The sequence below is a fragment of the Pumilibacter muris genome (assembly GCF_943193045.1).
Classification (GTDB): domain Bacteria; phylum Bacillota; class Clostridia; order Christensenellales; family Pumilibacteraceae; genus Pumilibacter; species Pumilibacter muris.
Window position 1 is genome coordinate 14,559 of the sequence record NZ_CALPCN010000004.1, and the last position, 21,154, is coordinate 35,712.

General features: G+C 49.0%; 16 protein-coding genes, 1 tRNA gene and 1 other RNA gene. 2 read left to right on the plus strand and 16 right to left on the minus strand.

All coding sequences use genetic code 11. The annotated features are described in order from the left end of the window. Positions 1-57: 57 nt before the first annotated feature. The 5 genes from NFR62_RS05935 to ssrA all read right to left on the minus strand — a co-directional run bounded on the left by NFR62_RS05935 (position 58) and on the right by ssrA (position 4,260). The gene (locus NFR62_RS05935; RefSeq protein WP_251615885.1) at positions 58-633 is read right to left on the minus strand and encodes a hypothetical protein; all 576 of its coding nucleotides are present in this window, start codon (positions 631-633) and stop codon (positions 58-60) included. Positions 634-701: 68 nt separating this feature from the next. Beyond that, the gene (locus tag NFR62_RS05940) at positions 702-1,673 is read right to left on the minus strand and encodes a diacylglycerol/lipid kinase family protein (RefSeq protein ID WP_251615888.1); all 972 of its coding nucleotides are present in this window, start codon (positions 1,671-1,673) and stop codon (positions 702-704) included. A 51-nt stretch (positions 1,674-1,724) separates the two neighbouring features. Further along, positions 1,725-2,561, minus strand: coding sequence for an Mrp/NBP35 family ATP-binding protein (locus NFR62_RS05945; RefSeq protein ID WP_251615890.1), 837 nt, complete (start codon positions 2,559-2,561; stop codon positions 1,725-1,727). 101 nt (positions 2,562-2,662) lie between these two features. Next, on the minus strand, positions 2,663-3,805 hold the full coding sequence (locus tag NFR62_RS05950) for a hypothetical protein (protein ID WP_251615892.1): 1,143 nt from the start codon (positions 3,803-3,805) through the stop codon (positions 2,663-2,665). An 83-nt stretch (positions 3,806-3,888) separates the two neighbouring features. Beyond that, positions 3,889-4,260: a transfer-messenger RNA gene (ssrA, locus tag NFR62_RS05955) on the minus strand. Positions 4,261-4,396: 136 nt separating this feature from the next. Between ssrA and NFR62_RS05960 the strand changes: the two genes are divergently transcribed. After that, positions 4,397-4,472: transfer RNA gene (locus tag NFR62_RS05960), tRNA-Ala, on the plus strand. Positions 4,473-4,510: 38 nt separating this feature from the next. On the opposite strand, the gene NFR62_RS05965 is transcribed toward NFR62_RS05960, so the two are convergent. From NFR62_RS05965 to NFR62_RS05975, 3 genes are read right to left on the minus strand one after another with little or no spacing between them, the layout of a single operon-like run. Next, entirely contained in the window at positions 4,511-4,855 is a 345-nt protein-coding gene (locus tag NFR62_RS05965; protein ID WP_251615895.1) for an ASCH domain-containing protein, read from the minus strand. A 20-nt stretch (positions 4,856-4,875) separates the two neighbouring features. After that, a complete protein-coding gene (locus NFR62_RS05970) occupies positions 4,876-6,222 on the minus strand; it encodes a hypothetical protein (protein WP_251615898.1) in 1,347 nt (448 codons plus the stop codon). A gap of 6 nt (positions 6,223-6,228) precedes the next feature. Beyond that, a complete protein-coding gene (locus NFR62_RS05975; RefSeq protein ID WP_251615905.1) occupies positions 6,229-6,486 on the minus strand; it encodes a DUF1653 domain-containing protein in 258 nt (85 codons plus the stop codon). A 229-nt stretch (positions 6,487-6,715) separates the two neighbouring features. Here NFR62_RS05975 and NFR62_RS05980 point away from each other — a divergent pair, with 229 nt between their 5' ends. Further along, positions 6,716-7,171 (plus strand): ferritin-like domain-containing protein, encoded by a 456-nt coding sequence (locus NFR62_RS05980; RefSeq protein ID WP_251615908.1) that lies wholly within the window; start codon positions 6,716-6,718, stop codon positions 7,169-7,171. Positions 7,172-7,251: 80 nt separating this feature from the next. Here NFR62_RS05980 and NFR62_RS05985 read toward each other — a convergent pair whose 3' ends face one another. The 8 genes from NFR62_RS05985 to NFR62_RS06020 all read right to left on the minus strand — a co-directional run bounded on the left by NFR62_RS05985 (position 7,252) and on the right by NFR62_RS06020 (position 21,141). Beyond that, positions 7,252-8,157, minus strand: a complete 906-nt coding sequence (locus NFR62_RS05985) for a carbohydrate kinase family protein (protein ID WP_251615911.1) — start codon at positions 8,155-8,157, stop codon at positions 7,252-7,254. A 75-nt stretch (positions 8,158-8,232) separates the two neighbouring features. Then, positions 8,233-9,198 (minus strand): LacI family DNA-binding transcriptional regulator, encoded by a 966-nt coding sequence (locus NFR62_RS05990; protein WP_251615915.1) that lies wholly within the window; start codon positions 9,196-9,198, stop codon positions 8,233-8,235. 94 nt (positions 9,199-9,292) lie between these two features. Beyond that, a complete protein-coding gene (locus NFR62_RS05995; RefSeq protein WP_251615918.1) occupies positions 9,293-12,418 on the minus strand; it encodes a carbohydrate binding domain-containing protein in 3,126 nt (1,041 codons plus the stop codon). A gap of 35 nt (positions 12,419-12,453) precedes the next feature. Then, on the minus strand, positions 12,454-14,841 hold the full coding sequence (locus tag NFR62_RS06000) for a glycoside hydrolase family 32 protein (protein WP_251615921.1): 2,388 nt from the start codon (positions 14,839-14,841) through the stop codon (positions 12,454-12,456). A 26-nt stretch (positions 14,842-14,867) separates the two neighbouring features. Beyond that, complete coding sequence (locus NFR62_RS06005; RefSeq protein WP_251615924.1) at positions 14,868-16,895, minus strand: glycoside hydrolase family 32 protein; 2,028 nt, start codon at positions 16,893-16,895, stop codon at positions 14,868-14,870. A gap of 13 nt (positions 16,896-16,908) precedes the next feature. Next, a complete protein-coding gene (locus NFR62_RS06010) occupies positions 16,909-19,290 on the minus strand; it encodes a LamG-like jellyroll fold domain-containing protein (RefSeq protein WP_251615927.1) in 2,382 nt (793 codons plus the stop codon). A gap of 14 nt (positions 19,291-19,304) precedes the next feature. Next, the gene (locus NFR62_RS06015) at positions 19,305-20,207 is read right to left on the minus strand and encodes a carbohydrate ABC transporter permease (RefSeq protein WP_251615932.1); all 903 of its coding nucleotides are present in this window, start codon (positions 20,205-20,207) and stop codon (positions 19,305-19,307) included. 13 nt (positions 20,208-20,220) lie between these two features. Continuing rightward, a complete protein-coding gene (locus tag NFR62_RS06020; protein WP_251615949.1) occupies positions 20,221-21,141 on the minus strand; it encodes a carbohydrate ABC transporter permease in 921 nt (306 codons plus the stop codon). Between the last annotated feature and the right edge of the window lie 13 nt (positions 21,142-21,154).

Here is a 21,154-nt window from a genome sequence, read left to right on the forward strand (position 1 = left end):
TATTTAAAAGAAACCCGCAACTTTTTTTACGGCGCCGCAAACTCAGCCGAGCTTACGCTATTTGTTTAAACCCTCTAATGGATTGCCCCACAAAACTTCGCCGCTTGCAAAAGCGACCGCATACGGCTTGCCGAAAAGAGACGCGTATGTAGGAATAAACCCGAAATCGGCATCGCCGCCCGAAAACGCGATTCCCACAATAACGTCGCACACGGGCGCAATTTTCTTCCAGTTTTTCGCAAGCAATATGTCGGTGTCAACAAGCAATCCGAAATCGAAATTCTTGAATCGCAGCACCTTAATCGTATCGCCCTCGCCGTATCCGCCGCCGCAAAGATTTAGGGTGCGGTCGGCTATGTCGGCAAGCGCGCCGCCCGAAAAAGTCATAACCGAAATGTGGCGCAAACTCCCGAAGCGCGTTGTGCACCCGCACAAAACGGGGCAACCGCACTCATTAGACACCGCCGCCCATTTGCGGGCAAAATCCGACGCGCCCGCAATTTCGCTTCCGAGCGACACTTCGTTTTTCAGCGTTTCCGCAACAAGCACCGCGTCGGCAACGCCGTTTTTAAGCGGCTTGTCGCCTTTTTCCGCAACGCCGATTTTCGCCGCGCCAATATCTATAACTTTCATATTTCCATGATATGGCGCAAATAAATTTAGGTGAACTTTTTTATTGCGAAACTTGCAAATGCCAAAAACTATATTTTAGTTTCCTCGCTTTTAAATCCGTCTTTAAGGCAAGAACGTTTGCCCTTTTTCGGGCGCGGAATAATAAGGCTGACGTGTTTGTTTAAAACCTTAACCGCGATATTGCCAGTAGTTCCCCGCTCGCCGTCGAAATTCCACACCACGTTTTCCGCCACACCTACGGAAAAATCTTTAATTTTATAAGTGTACATTTTTTTGTTTTTCAAAAGGCGTTTAAATCCGCGAGTAAAAACCTTGATTGCGCTGAAAAAATATCTGAAATGCCTATGCACTTTGGTTTCGTTTCCGCGCGGTTTCTCGCTGACAATTATAACTTCGGCTTCGCCGTCGTCCATAAACGCGCCGCCGTTCACAGGCAAACTCGCAACGCTTCTGCCGTTCATAATCATTATCATAACGGCGCTCGTTTTTTCTTCGCCTTCCGCGCCCGAAAACGTTACAGGGTATTCGTCGAACACGAGGTCGTTTTTAAGCACCTCGAAAACGTAGGCTATTTTCCCGAAAACCTTTTTCGCGCTCTGTTTCGCTTTATACGAACAACCCGTAAGCCCGCCGCTGCAAGCAACGTACATAACGTAGCTGTCGTTCACTTTCATAACGTCCAGAGGATACGCTCCGCCCTTAACTATGTTTTTCACGGCGCCGCGCACATCGCGCGGAATTCCCGTGCTTCGGGCAATGTCGTTCACCGTCCCTGTGGGAATGTAGCCGAGCACAGGTCTGTTTTCGCGCTCGCCGAGCCCCATAACAACTTCGTTAAAAGAACCGTCGCCGCCCGCGAACACGAGCACGTCGTAATTTCCGCAACTTTCGGCAGCCTTTTCCACGAGTTCGCCCGCTCTGCGAGTGGCGTAAACATCGACTTCTCCGAAACGCTCCCTAAGTTTTTTAACGATAAACTTTTTCTTTTTGGCGGCTTTTCCTTTTCCGCTCACGGGATTGTAAACAAACAGACATTTCATTGCAAACTCTCCATTCTTCCGTTTTTCGCCGTAAGCTATGCGCACACTATTTTATTTGCGCTTTTTCTTATTGCCGAGCTTTTCAAGCAAACGGGAAAGCCCGCTAAGTTCAACGCCCGCAACGTCCTCTATTTTGCCGTTGTCGGCATATTGCGCGAGCGCGGGCAAAACGGGAATCCGCATAAGCGGCTCTATTCCGAATTTCGCCGCTGTTTCCTCGAATTTGCTTTCGCCGAAAATTTCTATTCTCTTTCCGCAATCGGGGCACTCGAAATAGCTCATGTTTTCCACAAGGCCGAGCACGGGGATTTTCATCATTTTCGCCATGTTAACCGCTTTTTCCACAATCATGGAAACAAGTTCCTGCGGCGACGTAACTATAATAATTCCGTCTACCGGCAAGCTCTGAAAAACGGTAAGCGGCACGTCGCCCGTTCCGGGAGGCATGTCCACAAACATAAAATCTACGTCTCCCCACACAACGTCTGTCCAAAACTGTTTAACGGCTCCGGAAATCACCGGTCCGCGCCACACTACGGGGCTCGTTTCGTCGTCAAGCAATAAGTTCAGCGACATTACGCGCACGCCGTTTTTACTCTCTACGGGAAATAGTCCGAGCTCGCTTCCCATAGCTTTATCTTTAATGCCGAACATTTTGGGAACCGACGGACCCGTTATATCCGCGTCCAGCACGGCGGTGCGGTAGCCCGCGCGTTCGCTCGCAACCGCTCCGAGTGCTGTTACAAGCGACTTTCCCACTCCGCCCTTTCCGCTTACCACCGCTATTACTTTACCTATATTGCTGCCCTCGTGCGGCTTATCGTGCTCTATTTTTCTTTCGCCGCAATTACTCGAACAACTTCCGCAATCGTGATTACATTCCGACATAATTACTCTGCCTCCTCAACCTTACAAATAGTATAACATACCGTCCCGCTTTTGTACACGCTTTTATAAAAACTTTTGCCGCGAACGCAAATTTTTATTCGTTAAAGTAATTTTTTCTTTATATATTTTAAAGTTTTTTCGGGCGTCTTTTGCTCGAAAAGCGAAAGTCTGTCAAAGTTGCTGAACGTGCCGCCGTCGGCGTTCGACCACCCTATAAGCCATTCGTTTTTACACTCGTCCGAAAGATTGTCGCTATCCGACTTAAAACGAAACACATAATAAACTGAACGATGCGCTTTAACGCTGCCAAGCAATTCGATTTCGTCGGGAAGCTTGCCGAGTTCGGTAGGATAAACAAGCCAGTGCGACAAATCGCTTTTGGCAAGATATTCCGCGTTGGCAAGTTCGGAGGGAAACAACGCCTGTTTTTTATAACGCGCAAGCGCTCTGTATGTAAGCTCGGCATACGACAAATCGTTGGCAAGCGCCGCCACAACTTCGGCATTCGGCTCTCGCCCCGCGCTCAACAGCGTTTCCGCCGCGTAATAATTAACGTTGTTGTGCCCGAGAGAAAGCAATTCGTTTATTACGTTAAGCATTTCCTCGCTCTTAAAATGCTTGCAAACGTCGGCGAGTAATTCGACGTTATTTGTTTCATCCTCGCTCAAACCGTCTTTTTTGGCAAAATATCTTTTCAGTTCCGAAAGCAAAAAGCTTCCTGTCTCGCGATTCGCCTCGTCGCTCATTTTTCCTATGTCGTCGGAAAAATGGAGAAGCCCTTGAAAAAACACCGAGCGGTGCGTTTCGTCGGAAAGCGGCTTCACTTTTTCTATGAGCGCGCTCACTGCGGATTTTTCAACGCGCGAAGCGGCAAACATTTCTTCGAGCTCTTTTTCAAGCCACATTTCCCTGTCTACCATATGCACAACCGTTTTTATAATTTCCATATCGGAAGCCCCGATTTCTCGGCGCTGTTCTCCGACTAAAAACGTTACAAGCCCGAGCAACATATCTTCGTATTCGAATATTTTGCTCTTTTCGGCATACGTCCCCGCTTTGGGAATTTCGTTCACAAGCTTTTCGAGTTCCGACACCGTAAACGATTCTATTGCGTTTAAGTCGTCGGCGGCAATCTTTTTTTTAGACTTGCTCAACGAGCGCAAAATAATTGCAAGCATTCGCGCCTTATACTTAAACTCTTCGGTATTTTTCATTTCCTCGAACATAGTTTCAAAAACCGACATTATTCCCTTTCTCCTTTAATTTTCCTACATAAAAACGCATCTTGAACTATAAATAAGATAAAAACCCACTGTCAGTAGGTTTTTGGTGGAGGTGAGGGGAGTTGAACCCCTTTCCGAATCGGAATAAAACGGGCTTTCTACAAGCTTAGCTTTTTGCTTTTATTTAACGGCGCGAACGCAAGAAGCAAAATTCGCAACCGCGAGTTTTTTAAATTTCGCTCGCGCGGGCAAAAACAAACCGCGCAAACTACCTCGCCTTTTTGTTGACGCCTCGCGCGACCAAGCGAGCCGACCGCGTTCGACGACAGCTTATAGGTTAAGCTGCAAGGGCAAGCGCAGGAGCGCTCGCCGCTTTTTGATTGTTAGCGTTTAATTTAATTTGCGTTTTTAAGGCAGCCGACCCTGCCGCTTGCTTTTCCCGGTTCGCGCCGACCCGTCGAAGCCGGTACACCCCCGTAGAAAACAGTTATAACACAGTTAGGCGAATTTGTCAAGATTACCCCGAGAAAAAAATTTTTTTCGTCAAAAAAACACCCTAAAATCATTTGCTTTTGCGACAATTTATGGTATAATAAAATCCGTAAGTTGCGCGGGGATATAGCACAGTTGGTAGCGCGATACGTTCGCAACGTATAGGTCAGGGGTTCGAATCCCCTTATCTCCACCACTTTCGTTAAAGTTCGAACTTTTTCGGTTCGGACTTTTTTATAGTAATTTTATTTTGATTGCAAGAACTCCGTGCAATCTTTGTTCTTCTTTTGAATAATAAGCTTCCATATCGTTCGGGCTTGCATTGTTAAGTTCGCTTATGTCATAGCCGCATTGCGCCAAAGGAAGCGCCGCATATACGTCTGCAAAACAAGCAAATCGACGCAAGTCGGTTACTTGCACGGTACAATTTTCGTCGCTGTCTCGCTTCGTGAATTTTATTGTATCCCCGATACGAATGCTTTGGCGTTTTTCGTCATATAAACGAAGTTCGTATTTTTTCGAGCCGTTTTTAATTTTATCAAAAGGCTCTGAATTCAAATTCATAAAGTGCTTAGCCATAAAATATTTTACTTCCCTATCTATTCCCCGTCTTCGGGCTCGGGTTCGGCTGGCTCGGGTTCGGCTGGCTCGTCAGAGTTGTTTTCGCTCGGTTCGCTCGCAACCGAAATATAATCGTCGCCAAACGGATTTGCGAATTCGACTTTGTTAGGTTCGCTCACCTTTGAAACGTCTTCGAACGGATTCATAGGAGCGGAGCGAATCACATAGCTTTCCAAAACGGGCGACGGTTGTTCGTCGGGCAACGGCATAAGTCGCTTTTTTCGGAATATTGCAACAAGCGCAACTCCCGCCAATAGTCCGCCGCCGCCCAAAACGGCAAACACTATGTTAGTGACCTTGCCCAAAAAGTAGTTGTCGCGTTCCGCTTGTTCGGCCGCCGACGCGCTCAGCACCCTTTGCCCGTTAAATTCTATTTGGCTCAAATTCTTTCGCTCGCTGTCGTCGGTGTAGGCAACCCACAAAGTTATTTCGCCGTCGGCAACAAGCGAATCTTTTTCGGGGAACCAACGTTTAAACATTTCGACGTCGAATTTTTCGTAAACAATGTTGTTCACATAATATTTGCTCTCGTCGCCCGCTAATTTTATTTTAACAGTGTCGCCCGAATATTCCACGCTTTCCACCGTTCCCGCAATTTTCTCGTTTTGATAAACGGGAACTTTTTGGTTCGCAAAGAACATAATGAACGATATCAGCGCCATGCAAATTCCTATTGTAAAGCATAAAACCAACGCAGTTTTTCGAGTGTTTTTCGTCTTGTATTGTTTGTAATGCGGCGTAGTTCTCGCTTGCGGCGGAGGAAAATTGGGCATCACCGCCCGCGCGGTTGAATTTTGCAGTTTTCGAGCGATTGCCGACACCCCCACGCGCAAACTCGATATTTGGGCAAGCGGGACGCCGTAGGCGTCATACATGGTAAGCGAACTCATATAACCTTGCATCATAGCGCCGTAATACAATATGTCTTTGCCGAAAAAATACTCTATTCGCTTTTTTCCGAACTTGCGCACTAAAATCAAGCGGTCGTCGGTAGCTATTTCATAACGCAAATTGCACCAAATATATACTGTGGTCAGCAGTCCCGTATATAATACGTTTACGAACGTAACGCCCGCCGCTATTTCATATTCGCGGTCGAATGCGGCAAACAGCGCTATTGCAAGCATGCCTACGGCAATAAACGCAATAACAACGATAATCACAACGTTTTGCCACTTTGCCATGCGCGTGCGAGCTTCGCCTTTAAATTCCGTATTATTCTTTTTCTCTTCTTTGATTCGCGCGCGATACGCAAACGAAAGTACGAGCGGAACAACAATGCTTACCGTACCGATTATTAAAGCGGAAGTTATAACACCAATCATTCCCCACTATTTCTCCTTAACGCTATTGATTGTAACGGGTTCGAACCTGTGTTTTTGCGGCTTATTCTCCACCTCTTGCACAAACATGCTCAGCGGACGTACCCAAAGCTTGTTGTCGCCGTAAAGCGCGCGATACACAACGTATTTTTCAAGCGTTTCGCTGTGCGTGGCTATGTCCGTAACCAAATACAAATCGCCCTTAAAGTGCTTGTAAATTCTGTTTACCTCAACATTTTCTTCTTGTTTGATTTCCGTTGTATTCATAACTATATTATATTAAATTTTCGGCGCACTGTCAAGCCGTGAATTGTTTTTAACGCGGCGCAATTACGGGCTCGCAAAAAAAGTCCCGTATATAAAAATACTAAAAAACGCAAATCGAGAGAATAATAAAAAAACTTTCGGCAATAATCTTTTCGGAGACAAAATAAATTACGGGAGGATTGCGCGGAGCACGTCTCCGAAAACCGCCGCGCATACGTTTAATCAAGAAATGAAACTGAATCAAAAAGAAGTGCAACTAATTACCGAATTGAAAAACCAAGAGCAGCTTTGCGTGCAAAAATACGATTTTTATGCCGCGCAAGCCAAAGACCCCGAGCTCAAAAATTTGTTTAAAAAGCTCTTAAAGCGCGAACAAAACCACTTCGACATGCTTGAAAACTTGCTAAACGGCACCGTGCCGCAAATTAAAAACAAGACTCCCGAAGCGGTTAAGTACGAGCCCAAAGCTACTCATGCGGGCGACCAAAAGAGCAAAGAGTTTGATAAATTCCTTTGCACCGACGTTATAGCAACCGAAAAATACGTTGCCACAACGTATAACAACGACTTGTTCTACTTTGTGTCTACCGACGTTCGCAATGTGTTGAACGCGATTATGACCGACGAACAAAACCACGCCGAAATGATTTGGAAATACAAAGTGGCAAATAAAATGGCGGCTTAACACTCTTCCCGCCGCCGTAAAACAAAAAAAACCGCAGAAAAATTTCTGCGGTTTTTTTGTTTGTACAATAACAAGTTTTTTTACTTAGCGCAACTCAGTTTTAAGAAAATCTGCTCGCGTGTGGGAAGCGCCTCGATAGCGCCTTTTTCGGTTGTGGTAAGAGCGCCGCAAACGTTTGCAAACGCAAGCGCCTTTTCAAGCGAAAGCCCTTCTTCCCGCGCGAGCAAAAACGCGCCGTAAAAAGCGTCGCCCGCACCCGTAGTGTCTACCGTATCAACCGAAATTGTGGGAGCTTTAAAAATTTCGCCGCCGTGCAAACAAACGCTTCCTTTTTCTCCCATAGTTATGCAAACCGTTTTGTCTTTTCCCGCTGCCGAGCGCAAATTTTCCATGTTTCCGTATAATAGAGTCACTTCGCTTTCCGAGAGTTTTACTATATCCGCCTTAGCTATATATTCGCGGCTTATTCGCGCCGCTTCTTCCGCGTCGGAATAAATATCTTCGCGGTAGTTCACGTCGAACCCCAAAAGCTTTCCCGACTTATGCACAGCGTCGGCAACAAGGTTTGCAAACTCTCTGCCGTGCGCCTCGCTTAGCATAAGCGAACCTATATGCACTACGTCCGCTTCGCTTATAAGAGGCAGAACGTCGGCAAAGTCTATAAAACTGTCGGCGGTGTTTTTTCGGTAAAAGCAAAAGTTGCGCTCCCCCATTTCGTCTAAACTTACGAACGCAAGCGTCGTGTTGCGCGCCCCGTCGCGTTGAAGCCGCAATTTTTTTAAACCGCGAACGTTCGCAAATTCCACAAGTTTGTCGCCTATAAGGTCGGCGCCCACTCTTCCCGCAAAGCCCGCGTCGCCGCCGAGACGCGCAATGCAGCACGCCACGTTAAAAGGCGCTCCGCCCGCATGAAAAGAAAAACTTTCTCCGTCGGCGTTTTTCTTGCCGAACATATCCGCCAAAATTTCACCTATGCAAAGTATCATATAACAGCTATACCTCCGCAGTTAAATAATAACGGGAACGCAATGCCTATTATGGAAGCGTCCCCGTTTTAAAATTTATTTCGTTGTTTCGCCTATTTTAAGTTTGGCTTTTATCACCGTTTTGTGCTCATACTCTTCGCCGCGCACTCTTGCGAACAATACGTCTACCGCCGTAGCCGCCAAAGCCTCTATGTCTTGCTGAACGGTGGTAAGCTTGGGGTGCGGACACCATTCGTCCATAACTCCGTCGAACCCCGCAATCTGCAAATCTTCGGGCACGCGTTTGCCGAGCAAAAGCGCGTTGTAATAGGCGGCGTTAGCAAGCATATCGCTGCCCGCGAACAACCCGTCTATATCGGGATTGTTTTGCAAGTATTCGCGCATAACTTCCATTTCGTCGCCATGCTTAAAATCCGCAACCTCCAAGCGAGACGGCAAGCCGTGCTCGCGCATGCAGTCGTCGTACGCTTTATATCGAAGCTGCACTTCGCTTTCAACGGCGGTTTTGCCGCACACGCACCCTACGCGTTTCGCCCCACGCGACAAAAGATATTCCACAGCCTCGCGCGACGCTTCGTAGTTGTTGCTCGTAACGAAAGGAACTTTGCCGCCTATATGGCGGTCTACCGAAACAATGGGCAAATTCTCGTCTATGCTGTCGTGCGCGTGGTGAGTAATAAATATAATGCCGTCTACCCGCGCCTGCCTAATCATTTCGAGCATTTCGCTTTCTTTCGACTTTTTATCCTGAGAATTCACAACAAGCATTCTCACGCCGCGTCGGCTTAGGCACTCTTCAACGTAGTAAATTATTTTAGCAAAGAACGGATGCCTTATTGTGGGAACCGATATTGCCATAGTGGCGCAAGTTTGATTTTTTAAGTTGCGCGCCGACTGATTCGGCACAAAGTTCAGTTTTTTAACGGCGGCGTCTATCCGCTTTCGAGCGTCGTCGCTTACGCTGCCGTTGCCGCTGAGGGCGCGGGAAGCGGTGCCAACGCCGACACCCGCTTCCTTCGCCACGTCTTTAATAGTAGCCATACGCACCATCTCCTACAAACCGCGCAAAGCACCGTGCCCGCGAGTTTTGTACTGTCAGTATAGCACAGCCGAAAATTTTTGTCAATGCGCTTTCTTATGCTTCGGGAGCGGGCTCAACGTATTCGTTGGATGCCGCAATCCAGTCCATTTTCACGGTTTCGCCTTCCGCATGCCCTACGCCGTCTTTAATGCAGGTAAGAAGCACGTCGTCTTGCATTGCGGTAAGGTCCGTTCCTTCGGCGTAATAGGCTATAATATCGTCGAAGTGTCCAAAGCCCCAACCGGCGGCGGCGCCGTTATTGCCGATTACGATATAAAGCTCTTCTCCCAAATACGCGCTCAAATCCGCATAATGAGTGCGAAGCGTGCACCAGTTGCCGCCGTTTTCCACATGCGGGAAGCCGTCGTCTTTAAAGGTATGGCATGTGTAAGAATAAACCTGCGTTCCGTCCGCTTTATACACTTTTATAATTGCGTTATTAGACGCCATTTTAAAGGAAATATGTCCGCTACCGCCAAGAACAAACGTTTCGGATTTTAATTCCCATGCAACATGTTCGCCTAATCCTGCATTTTTCAAGAAATAGTTACCCGACTTATTGTACGGTAATTTTTCCACCCAATCGTTATGAATTTCGTTGCTTACCGCTTTTGTAACGTCTATGTTGCCAGACACAACAGTCCAGCCCGTAAGGTCGCCCGTTTCAAAGTCGCCGTTTGCAATCGTGTTGTTATTCGTTATAAGCAAAGCATAGGTAAGCTCTATCGTTTTTGTTCCGTCAGTTACGGTATACGAAATCGTATACGTTCCCGCGTCGGATACGGAGAACGCTTGTGCGTTAAAGTTTTCAACTGCCTGCTCGCCTTTCTTGGCGCCCGTAATTTCAACGGTTACATCCTCAGGAGAAGCGTCTATTTTGTTCCATTCCAACAGAGCGGTGTGCGCGGTTAAATCGATTGTTTGATTCACCTTGCCCGTTTGGTTGGGAATGGGTTTAGTTACCGAGAGCACGCGCGGGTCGGAAACAGTAAGATTTGCATAGTAGTCGTGTTGCGCCTGCACAATTTCTTTCGCTCTCGCGCCCATAGCTTCTTCGCTTTCGAGCACGTCGTTGCGGTAAGTTTGCGCCCACTCTTTGTCGGCGTTCAAAATAGCTATCGCTTCGTTGTAGGTAAGGCTTGCTTTCACCGAGTCAACGTGCATAAAGCCGAAATCGCTTAAAGCGTTGTCTACAATTTTAATGTGAACGCTCTTTCCGATATGCGCGCTCGCGTCTATGAATAAGCGTTGCATACTGAGAGCCATAAGCGGGTCGTTGAATTGTGCGTTGGTTACGCGAAGTAACTCGTTGTCGTCCTCGTCGCACAGCACAACATAACATTCGGGATTTTTAGCCGCGCCGAACTTTAACGAAATCAGTCCGTGTCCGCCCAAAACAAAATCGTTGCTCGTAAGCGTTACCTTTCCGTTGTCGCCGCCTTCGGTGCTCACAAAGAAGTATTTGCCGTCTTTATGGGTGTTTTGAACAGTTACGCCGTTTTGGTCTTTAAAGTTGTTGTCTCCTTCCCAGAACGTATCAGCCATAGAAGCGCTGCCGCCCGCGCCGCTAACCGTCCAACCCGTAAGGTCACCCGTTTCGAAGCCGCCGTTGAGCACGTCGTTTTCTGCCGAAACCGCAAGCACGAAAGTAGCGGGAGCGGAAAGCGCTTGATAGTGAACGCTGTAATGCACGGTATAAATGCCGGGAACGCTCAAATCCACGCTTTCGAAGCCGCTCGTTATTTCGGGCATGTCGCCGCATGCGATTTTATCAAGCTGCACGGTGATTTCGTTCGCCGCAACGGAGCCGTAGCTACCTTCCGCTTCCGCAAGATAAGCCGCCACGTTCACCGCGTTATTCGCATGAATCGCTTTCGATGCAATAGGCGTTTTAACGCGCAACACGTCGGGCTCGAACGGATATTCGTAGGTTTCGTAGTAGTTGCGAATCACCGCGTTGTTCGCGTTTTCTTCAAGACCTTGCGCCCAAATATACGTTTCGTTGATAAGCGCCTTAGTTTCGTCGGCGGTCATGCTCACGCGAATATCGTCTACCGATATTGCGGCGTAGTCGCTTTCGCGCTTATCGCCGTCAACGATTTTAACGTACAGAACTTTGCCCTTGTGCTCGCTCGCGTCAACGAATTTACGCATGAGGTTGAGCGACATTTCGGGGTCTTTAAAGTGGTCGCACGTTATTTTTATAAGTTCTTCGTCGGTGTTGCCGTCGCAAATCGCAACGTAATTCTTAGTCTCTTTCGCGCCGCCTATAAGAAGAGTTATAAAGCCGTCGCCCGAAAGGGTGAATTTTGCAGAACGAATCGAACCTGTATTTTTTTCGGCAACGCCGTAGCCGTCTAAGAATTTGTCGCCCACAGCGTTATACACACGGTCGCCGAAGAACGTTTTCGTGGACGGGCTTATTGTGTTTTTGCTGAACGCATCGCCCTCTAAAACTTTCCAGTTAGTGAGACCGTCTTCGAAGCTGCCGTTGCGAATAGCGGTTTCGGTTTCAACCTCTTCGAACGACGGCGCGCCGATTTCAGCCAAAATCGCGTCGCGTTCGGCGTTTACGGCAGCAACTTCTTCTTCGGTTTTAAGAACTTTGAAATCGTCGAGGTTAAGGTATCCCCAACCGTCGCGGCTCTTGTCGTTGTCGGTAACTTTAACAACCAACGTTTTGCCTATGTGCGCCGAAAGGTCCACAACGTTCGGCACAAGATGGTCGGTAATGTAAGGAACTTCGAAATCTTCGTTGCCTTTTTTGAGAAGAACTTCGTCCGAACCGTTGTCTATAAATTCTATATAGCACTTTTCGGGGTCTTGCCCGCCGCCTATGCGGTAAGCTATTTTTCCCGTTCCCGCAAGTTTAAACGGACTGCTTGTGAGCGTGCCCACAAACGCGACGCTGCCCGCGTCGTAACCGCTGAAAAAGTTGTCGCCGACTTTCCCCACCGTTACGCCGTTCACGCTCGACGTGTTCACAACTCCGTATTTGCCGAACGCCTGCCCTTCGGTAGTCCAACCGGGAAGCGCTCCCACTTCTTGCTCGAAACCGCCGTTCACGATTTCTTCGCCTACGCCGTTTTTGCCGCCGTCTTTTTTCGAACACGCCGCAAACGTGAACGCCAAAACGAACAGCGCCAAAACGGCTACTATTGCCATAAGTTTCTTTTTCATTTTGTCCCTCCTGAAAAAAATTTTTTCTATTTACGTTAGTACGCCTGCCTATTCGGCGGCGAAAGAACGTCTACCGTAATATCGAAGGCCGCTTGCCCGCCCTCGCTGAAAGGCACTATCCCTGTGCCTGTGCCGTATGCAAAAGCCGTAATTACAGCGCGTTCGCAAGCAAACGCTTCTATACTCGCTTTATCTATATATATAACGCCTTGCACGGTGCCGTCGTTATAAAGTTCTCCGCCCACGTCGGCGCGCGCTCCCGACGAAAACCGTGTTGTGTTCATGCGCATTTCGGAACGAGTGAAACTCAGTTCGGCATATTCGTTCCCTACCGTTTTAAGGCGGAATCCCGCGCGAGTCGCGCCGTTCAACTTTATGCGGTAAGTAATCCGCAAAAAGTCGCTTTGCACCTCTTGCAATCTTTGAGCCGCGCGAGCGGCGTCAAGCCCGTTAAATCCCGCAACGCTCTCGCCCGAAAGCCCTTCGAGCCCTGCGGGAGTAACTCCCAAAACGTTGCCCGAAAGCAATTTGAGTTCCCGAACGCAAGAAGCCGAGTGCGCCCACCCCGCCGCGCAGTGTTCTTCGTCGCCGCGCGCGTCCTGCGTTATTCCCGTGATATACACCTTATGCGTTTGCGGGTCGGTGAACAGCGTGGGACCTGTGAAAACGTTATTTCCGTAGTCGAGAAGTTTGGCGTCGGGAAAATCGGGAATAAAACGGCAAGAGGCGAAATCGAAGTCGCCTATATAATACCAAACGTCGTTGTCGCCGTGTTGAGGCGAAAACAGGAAAATATATTTATCGGTAAGTTTTCCGTTTTCGTCGGGCAAACGCGCAATGTTAGGCATTTCCCAAACGGTGCCGTATTCTTTTTTGTAAGATTCGGGAACAAACAGCTCGCCGCGATACTCCCATTTGTGAAAGTCGCCGTCCGACGTTAAAACGTGCGCCGCGCCGCGCTGACTGCCGTTTTCGTTTTTCGCGCCGCCCACGAGCATATAATAAACCGAACCTATTTTTTGAACCTGCGGGTCGCGGAACTCGCCCGCAACTCCCATTTCGGCGGTTTGCACAACTGCAAGCGTAGGGTCTATAATCCACTCCGTTAAGTCGGGGTCGGAGTAATCCGCCGCGCGCGCAATGCCTATGTGTTGGTTAGAGTTGTTATAAGGTCTGCTGTCGTCGCCCGCAGTGAAGAACAGCACGGGCAAGCCGCTTTGGTCGTAAGCCATTCCGCCAGTCCAAATTCCGTCGGGCGCGGGCGTTCCTTCGGTGGGCACAATCGCTTCTTTTACCGAGCGCCATGTAGCCATGCCGTCGTCCGACACCCAGTGCCCCCAACTTATCTGCCGCCAATACGGTCCCGTAACGTTGTATTGATAAAACAGATGCCATTTGTCGTTATAACGGAACAAAGCGTGAGGCTCGTTCATCCAATTCGCGGGCGGAACGGCATGGTATTCGGGGCGGAACTTATCGTGCTCCAACCTACCGTAAAGCGGGGCGATATCCTCGTATTCGGCGCGCATACCGTTGTAGCTATACAGTCCCTCTTGATGAGTGCGCACCGCGCCGCGCGGCTTTGCCACTTTGTAAATTTTCAACTCGTCCATAACTCCGTTAAAACGGGTTATTTCGCTTTGCCCCGAATATTCGGGCTCGTTACTGCTCCCCACCAAAAGCGGCGCGTCCGCCGCCGCCACCGAACTGCCTGACGGAACCGAAACGCTTGCCACGCTTACGCCGTTCAAGTAAATTTCGGCATACCCCTCGTCGCCGTTGAAAACCGCAGTTAAATGATTCCATTCGTAGGTTGATAAGCACGTCGATTTTGCGGGGTTATACACGTTTGTCCACTCCGTCCCCGTGCCGAAGCCGAACACCCAATAACCGAATTTTGTTATTCCGAGCATAAAGCCCGTTTTATTTTTGCGGCTGAATTGCCCCAAAATAACCTGAATAGGCCAATCTTCGCGCGAAGATTGCGGAGCCGCCCAAAGAAACGAACGCGGCGCAACGCACACGTCTATTGTGAACGCGTCTCCTCCGAGCGAAAATTTTTGCGCGGGCACCGATATGTTTTCGCTGTAACCGTCGAAATGAAGCGCTCTTCCGCTAACCGCCGAACGAGTAGTGCGCTGAGGCATTATAGCTGCAGTTTGGTAAGCGGGCGACGAAAGCAAACTGCCGTTCACCGTAAAAGCGCCGCGTTTTTCGGGAGACGCGTCGAAAACCACTCTGCCGCTCTCTTCGTCGAACGGAAAATACAATATTGTTTCGTCTTCGTAGCTGTCACGGTAAGGCGCGGCGCCCGAAGGGGGCGCCGGGATTTGTTCGTCTTTTTCGCCGAACGCGCACCCCGCCGCAAAACACAAAACCGAAGCGAGCACCGCAAATATTATAATGTGTTTAACATAACGCAATTATTTTCTCCCGTTCGCTTTACGCGTCAGTCAACAACAATGTCGTATTTGGTAAGGTTGCGCACTGTGGCGGCGCCGCCCTGCGAAAAGAACTTTATTCCCGTATCGGACGGCGACGAATACACGTTCGAAGTGAGCGTGCGCTCTCCGTCGTTTATAAACACTTCCGCCGACGATTTATCGAGAAAAATTCTAAACGTAACGCTATTATTTTTAACGTCTACCTTAGCGTGGCGTATTGCCGCGTCTTTTTCTTTGCCGTCGCCCGTAATACGCACGCCGCATTCCGAGCGGTCTATAACCACAAGGTCGGTCGCTTTATCGTAATACACAAGCGTTTCGTGGTCGAGCCCCGCGAAAATTTTAACGCCCGCGCGCGAAGCCGTGCCCATATCGAGAGTGAACGAAAGTTCAACCGTTGTTCCTTCCACGCCCTCTACCGACGCTTCGCCGTTTACCGTAAGCGAATCTTTTTCCACCTTGTTCTGTCTGTACGCCTCTATCTCGCGGATAGGCTTTTGATATAACTTGCCGTTTACAAGCGACAGCTCGCGCGGCAGTATCATAGCGCCCGCCCAACCGTGCGCCTGCGTGGGCAGAGAACGCGACCACATTTGCATCCATGCAATCATAATCGTTCTGCCGTCAGGCGAACTCATTGTTTGCGGCGCGTAAAAATCGAGTCCGCTGTCTATTTCGTCTTCGCTTTCAATGGTAAACTTGCCCGTTTCGGTGTTTAAATTTCCCACCATATAAAGGTTGGAATGCAAATTTTCGTGCCGCCATTCGTTAGTGGCAAACCCTTGCGGGCTGGTAATTAAAACGTCTTTGTCGCCGAATGTGGCAAGGTCGGGGCACTCGTATATTCCGTTTGTGCGGCGGTCGCGGTGCGCCACTCCCACATACTGCCATTGCATGAGGTCTGCGGATTTATACAATAGTATTTGCCCTTCGCCCGCGTTCGATTTCGAACCTATAAGCGCGTAGAAGCTGTCGCCTCTGCGGAACACTTTGGGGTCGCGAAAATCGTTTTTACTACTGTCGGGCGGCGTGGCGTCCGAGCTTATAACCCGCCCGCGCTTAGTAAACTTTATTCCGTCGTCCGACACTGCAAGCGCTTGCGTTTGGAACGGGTCGAGCACGGCGGTGTACATCAAATACATTTTGTCGTTGTGCACGATAGACGTGCCCGAAAAACAGCCGTTTGCGTCGAACGCCGTATCGGGCGCCAAAGCTGTGGGCATAAGTTCCCATTTAACAAGGTCGGAGCTTTGGTAGTGCCCCCAATGCATAGGACCCCATGCCGAGCTATACGGATGAAACTGGTAAAACAGTTGGTATTTGCCGAACGCGTAACCGAAACCGTTGGGGTCGTTCATCCACCCTACGGGAGGCATCGCATGGTATGTGTGCCTATACTGCGCGTTTATTTTAGACGAATTTTCCGATATATATTTGTCGGCTGCTTTGGTCTTGCTCACCTCTTCGGTCTCTCCTTGATAGTTTAAAATAAAATCGTCCACATTCAAATAATTAAAGTTGTCGTTCCCCGCGTCGTTATCAACGATTTTTACCGCCGCTTTTTTGCCTTTATGGGCGCTTACGTCTATAACAACCCTGTGCATGGAATTATAATAGCCCGCCATTCCGAATTCGTCGTTTCCGCGCCTTGCAAGTTCGTTGCCTTTTTCGTCCACAATGCTCACATAGCACTTGTCGGGGTCGGAACCCGCTCCTATCAGAAAGCCTATTTTATCGCCCTCTATCGTAAAGGTTTCGCTCGTTAGAGTTCCGCGAGTTCCTTTCGGAGCTTTTCCGCCCGAAAAGAAGAATTCGCCTTCTTTGTAATAATAATTTCCGTCGGCGTCTTTATTGTCAACCGAAACGCATTCGTCGCCGAAAGCCGCGCCTTCGGCAGTCCATCCGCGCAAAGTTCCGCGCTCGAACCCCGAATTTTCAAACCTTTTTTCGCCTATCGGTTTGTCGGTTGCGCAACCGCCCAAAGCGAGCGAGAGCGCAAGCATTACCGACGTTATTCCTTTGGTTTTATTCATTGCCGCCGTACCCCTATTGCTTATAAATCGATTTCATAGACGCAACTTTAAGCTGAGCTATGCTAACGGTTACGCTGTCGTCGGCATAAAGCTTGAGCCCCATAGAAGTTCTGTCTTTGGGATACACTCGCGCCGACACCGCTATTTTGCCGTCGTAAAAAGCTTCGATTAACGAACGGTCTAAGTAGAGTTCCATTGTAAGGCGGTTGCCCTCCGCCGCGTACTTATCGAAGAACGTTCCCGAAATGTTTTGAGCTCCGCTCATTCCCGTTTTTACGCCCGCGTTACCGTTCGCCGTGTCGTAATAAAAGTCGGTGTATTCGGTGCCGGCGTCGTTGGCGCGCACTTTCAGCCCGAAAACTCCGCTTCCCGAAAATTCGAACGTAACTTTAACGTGAAGCATGTCGCCCTTAGCAGACCCGAGTTTTTCGTTGGCTGCGGCGAGCGAAAGCGAACTCCCTTCGGCAAGCGTTTCACGCTCGTAAGATTCTATTGTTGTAAGCGGCGCGATTTCGGCGGTTTTTCCGTCGGCGCTCAAATATATTTCGCGCGCAAGCCCAACCGAATGTGCCCAACCCGAAAGATATTGGTCGCGCGGCTTGCGTTGGTCTTGCATTATGCTGAACATTACGACCTTGCCCGTTTTGGGGTCGGTGAATGCGCTCGGACCCGTGAACACGTTGTCGCCGTAATCGAAACGCTTGGGAGTTTTGTCGTCGGGCTCGAAACGGCAAGTGCTTTTATTAAAGTTGCCGAGCAAATAGAACACGTCGTTATCGGCGGAATCGGCGGGCGCGGGAGAAAATACGAACATATATTTTTGCGCCGAACCGTCGCGCGTTTTAACCGGTATTAGCACGGGAAGTTCCCAAGTTCTGCCGTAGTCGGACGAAAGCGACGCATCTTCGTAAAGTTGCCCGCGATAAGTCCAATTCGTGAACGAATCGTCGGTTGTGGTGTATATAAGCGCCGTCCCCTTATTCGCCGACGACGAAGAGCAAACAAGCATATACCAAGTGTTTCCGTCTTTAAACACAAACGGGTCGCGGAATTCGCCCGTCTTACCCTCGCCCGACTTTTGCTTAACAGCCAAAGTGCTCGACACTTCCCATTCGGTAAGGTTGGGGTCGGTTAAATCTTTGGGACGCGCAATTCCTATGTTTTGGTTGGAAATGAGCCCCTGCCCCGCCGAAGCAAAGCTGTCGTTGCCCGCAGTGAAGAATATAACGGGATTGCCCTTAGAATCGAAGTTTACGCCGCCCGACCATATTCCGTCGGGCGCTACGGTGCCCGCCGTAGGAGTGATAATTTCTTTAAGCGGCTTCCAGTTCACCATGTCGTCCGACACAAGGTGTCCCCAACAAATGTTGCGGAAATACGGGCCGTTCAAATTGAACTGAAAGAAAAGGTGGTATTTTCCGTTGTAGTAGAACGGCGCGTGAGGCTCGTTCATCCAGTGTTGATACGGTCCGCCGTGATATTGCGGTTTATGATAGTCTTCGGTTAAAACGTTTTGAAGCCATATATCTTCGAAAGTAATTTCGGGAAGCTTGCCGTCGGAAAGTCCGCCCGAGTATTGCGCGCGAACTTCGTCGGCAGTAAGCGCGGTTTTATAAAGCTTAACTTCGTCTATAAGTCCGCTGTGCATATTGCACGCTGCCGTTGCGTTCGAAGTGCCGTGATTGTTTCTGCCTATATAAAGCCAATCGGCGCAACCCGATATTTGAGCTCCTTCGTAGAACGTGCGTTCGTTGGCAAGTTCGCCGTTAAGATACATGCGCATATTGCCCGCGCCGCCGTCGAACACCGCGACAATGTGGTTCCATTCGTACTTTTTCAGAGGGTGCCCGTTGTCCCAAAGTTTAAAGAAACGGTCGCCTATTCCCACCTGAAAGCTCCACGCCCCATGACGTTGGTATCCTAAAATAAATCCTTGATTCGCTTCTTCGTTGAACTGGCTGACAACCGCCGTTAAACGCTCGGTTCCCGCTTCGGCGCCGTTAGGGTCGTCCCATTCGAACATGCGCGGAGCAATCCACGCGCTGACGGTAAGCGCTCCGCCCTTAACGGTTATATCGTCTTCGGCATAGCGCACAAAGTTCGAGTAGCCGTCCATTAAAAGGCTTCCGCCTTTAACGCCGCGAGCGCGCCATTGAGGGTCTTGCGCTTTTTCCTGATACGCGGGCGAATTGAATATATAGTTCAAGTTCGCGTCGGGCACGCGTTTGGCTCCGTCGTGCACAACGGTGCCGCTTCCTTCGTCGAACGATAAATATAGCAACAAATCTTTTTGATGAGGGTCGCTGTTCTTAATACCGCACCCGGCAAGCGCGAACGTTCCGAGAGCAAGCGCGAGCGCCGCGCACAACAAAAATATTCGAGTTCTCCGTTTCATAATTTTCTCCTTTTCTATTTAAGTCCCGAAAAAGACACGCCCTCTATAATATAGCGTTGGCAGAAAATATATACGATTGCAATGGGTATTGTGGAAAACGTAAGCGCCGCCATTACCATTGATAAATCTTTGGGATTAAAAGAGTTTACGAGTTGCAAGAATACTTGCAACGGTTGTTGTTCGGGTTTGCTAAACATAAGTTGCGCGAAAACGTATTCGTTCCATGCGCCCATAAACGTGAAGATTGCCACCGTTGCGAAAATAGCTTTGCTGAGCGGCATTATTATGCGGAAATAAGTGCTCAGCCTTCCCGAGCCGTCTATTCGCGCCGCTTCTTCGAGCTCTTTGGGCATGCCGATGAAAAACTGCCTGAACATGAAAATATAGAACGCGCTGACAAAGTTGGGTATAAGGTATCCGACAACGCGCAACTCTTTTGTGAGCAAGCCGAGATTTTTCAAAATAACGTAAAGCGGCACAATGCTCGTTTCAACGGGCACTATAATGAGCAAAAGCACTATTGTGCCTATAACCCGCGAACCGGGAAACTCCAATCTTGCCAATGCGTAGCCCGCAAACGAGTTTAAAAGAAGCACGCCCAAAATCGTTATCGAACAATAAATTACGCTGTTTAAAATACTACGCCCGAAATAGTCGAACGAATCGAACAGATTTTTATACGCGACAAACCATTTGCCAACGTTCCACGTTGCGGGCAAAAACGTTCGCCACGACGAAAGTTGAGCGTAAATTTGGTCTTGCGTTTTGAGCGACGAAACTATCATCCACAGCACGGGGAACAAAAAGATTACGCACAGTAAAGCAAGCCCCAAAATTGCCGCCGTTTTAAGAACGACGTGCGCGGGAGATATTTTGCGCTTTACCTTTACGAAATTAGGAAGCACTTGCGTTTGCATATTTTGTCCCTCCTCAATCCTTTTGGTCGGTAACTTTGCGCAACGTAAGCGCTACGGTAGACATGAAAAGCGTATACAGCAAAGCGATTGCGCTCGAATATCCCACGTCTCTGTATTTAATGCCTTGCTGATAAATGTAGTAAGACATGGTCATTGTGCTGTCGGTAGGTCCGCCCTGCGTCATAATCATGGGTTGCGTCATAAGGCGGAAAGCGCCTATAAGCATAGTAACGAGCACGAACGAAAACGTGGGGAGAATGCTCGGAAGAGTTATGCGGAAAAACTTTGTGCCGCTTCCCGCGCCGTCTACCCCCGCAGCCTCGTACAGTTCGGGCGGAATATTTTTAAGTCCCGAAAGGAATATAAGCATTTGATAGCCCGCGCCTTGCCACGCCGATATAACAACTATTACGTTCATCGCCTGCTTGGGGCTTTCCAAAAACGGTTGAGGCGGAATGTGGAACACTTTTAACAAAGCGTTAATGAGCCCCTCTTCGGGATTGAGCAAATTCATCCACAAAAACGACGTAACCGCAAGCGAAAGCATAACGGGGCAGAAAAACGCCCACCGAAAGAACGTGTTTCCCCTTATTTTGGTGTTCAGGATAAGCGCCAACCCGAGCGCCGCCAAAAGTTGCAACGGAACAACTTTCACGACGAAAATCATTGTGTTTTTAAAGGCGTTCCACATAAACCTGTCGGTAAACGCTTTTTTGAACTGACGCAATCCCGCCCAACCCACTTCGTTCAGTTTTAAAAGGTTGGCGTCGGTAAACGCATAAGAAAGGCTAACCACCATAGGCGCGATTACGAAAATCGCACCGAGCACTACGGCGGGCAAAATAAACACCGCGCCCACAACCGAGTCGCTTTTAATATAAGTCTTTCCTAAAAACTTATAATATATCGACTTTGTTTTTTTCGCTTTTTCCATAACGGCACCGCCT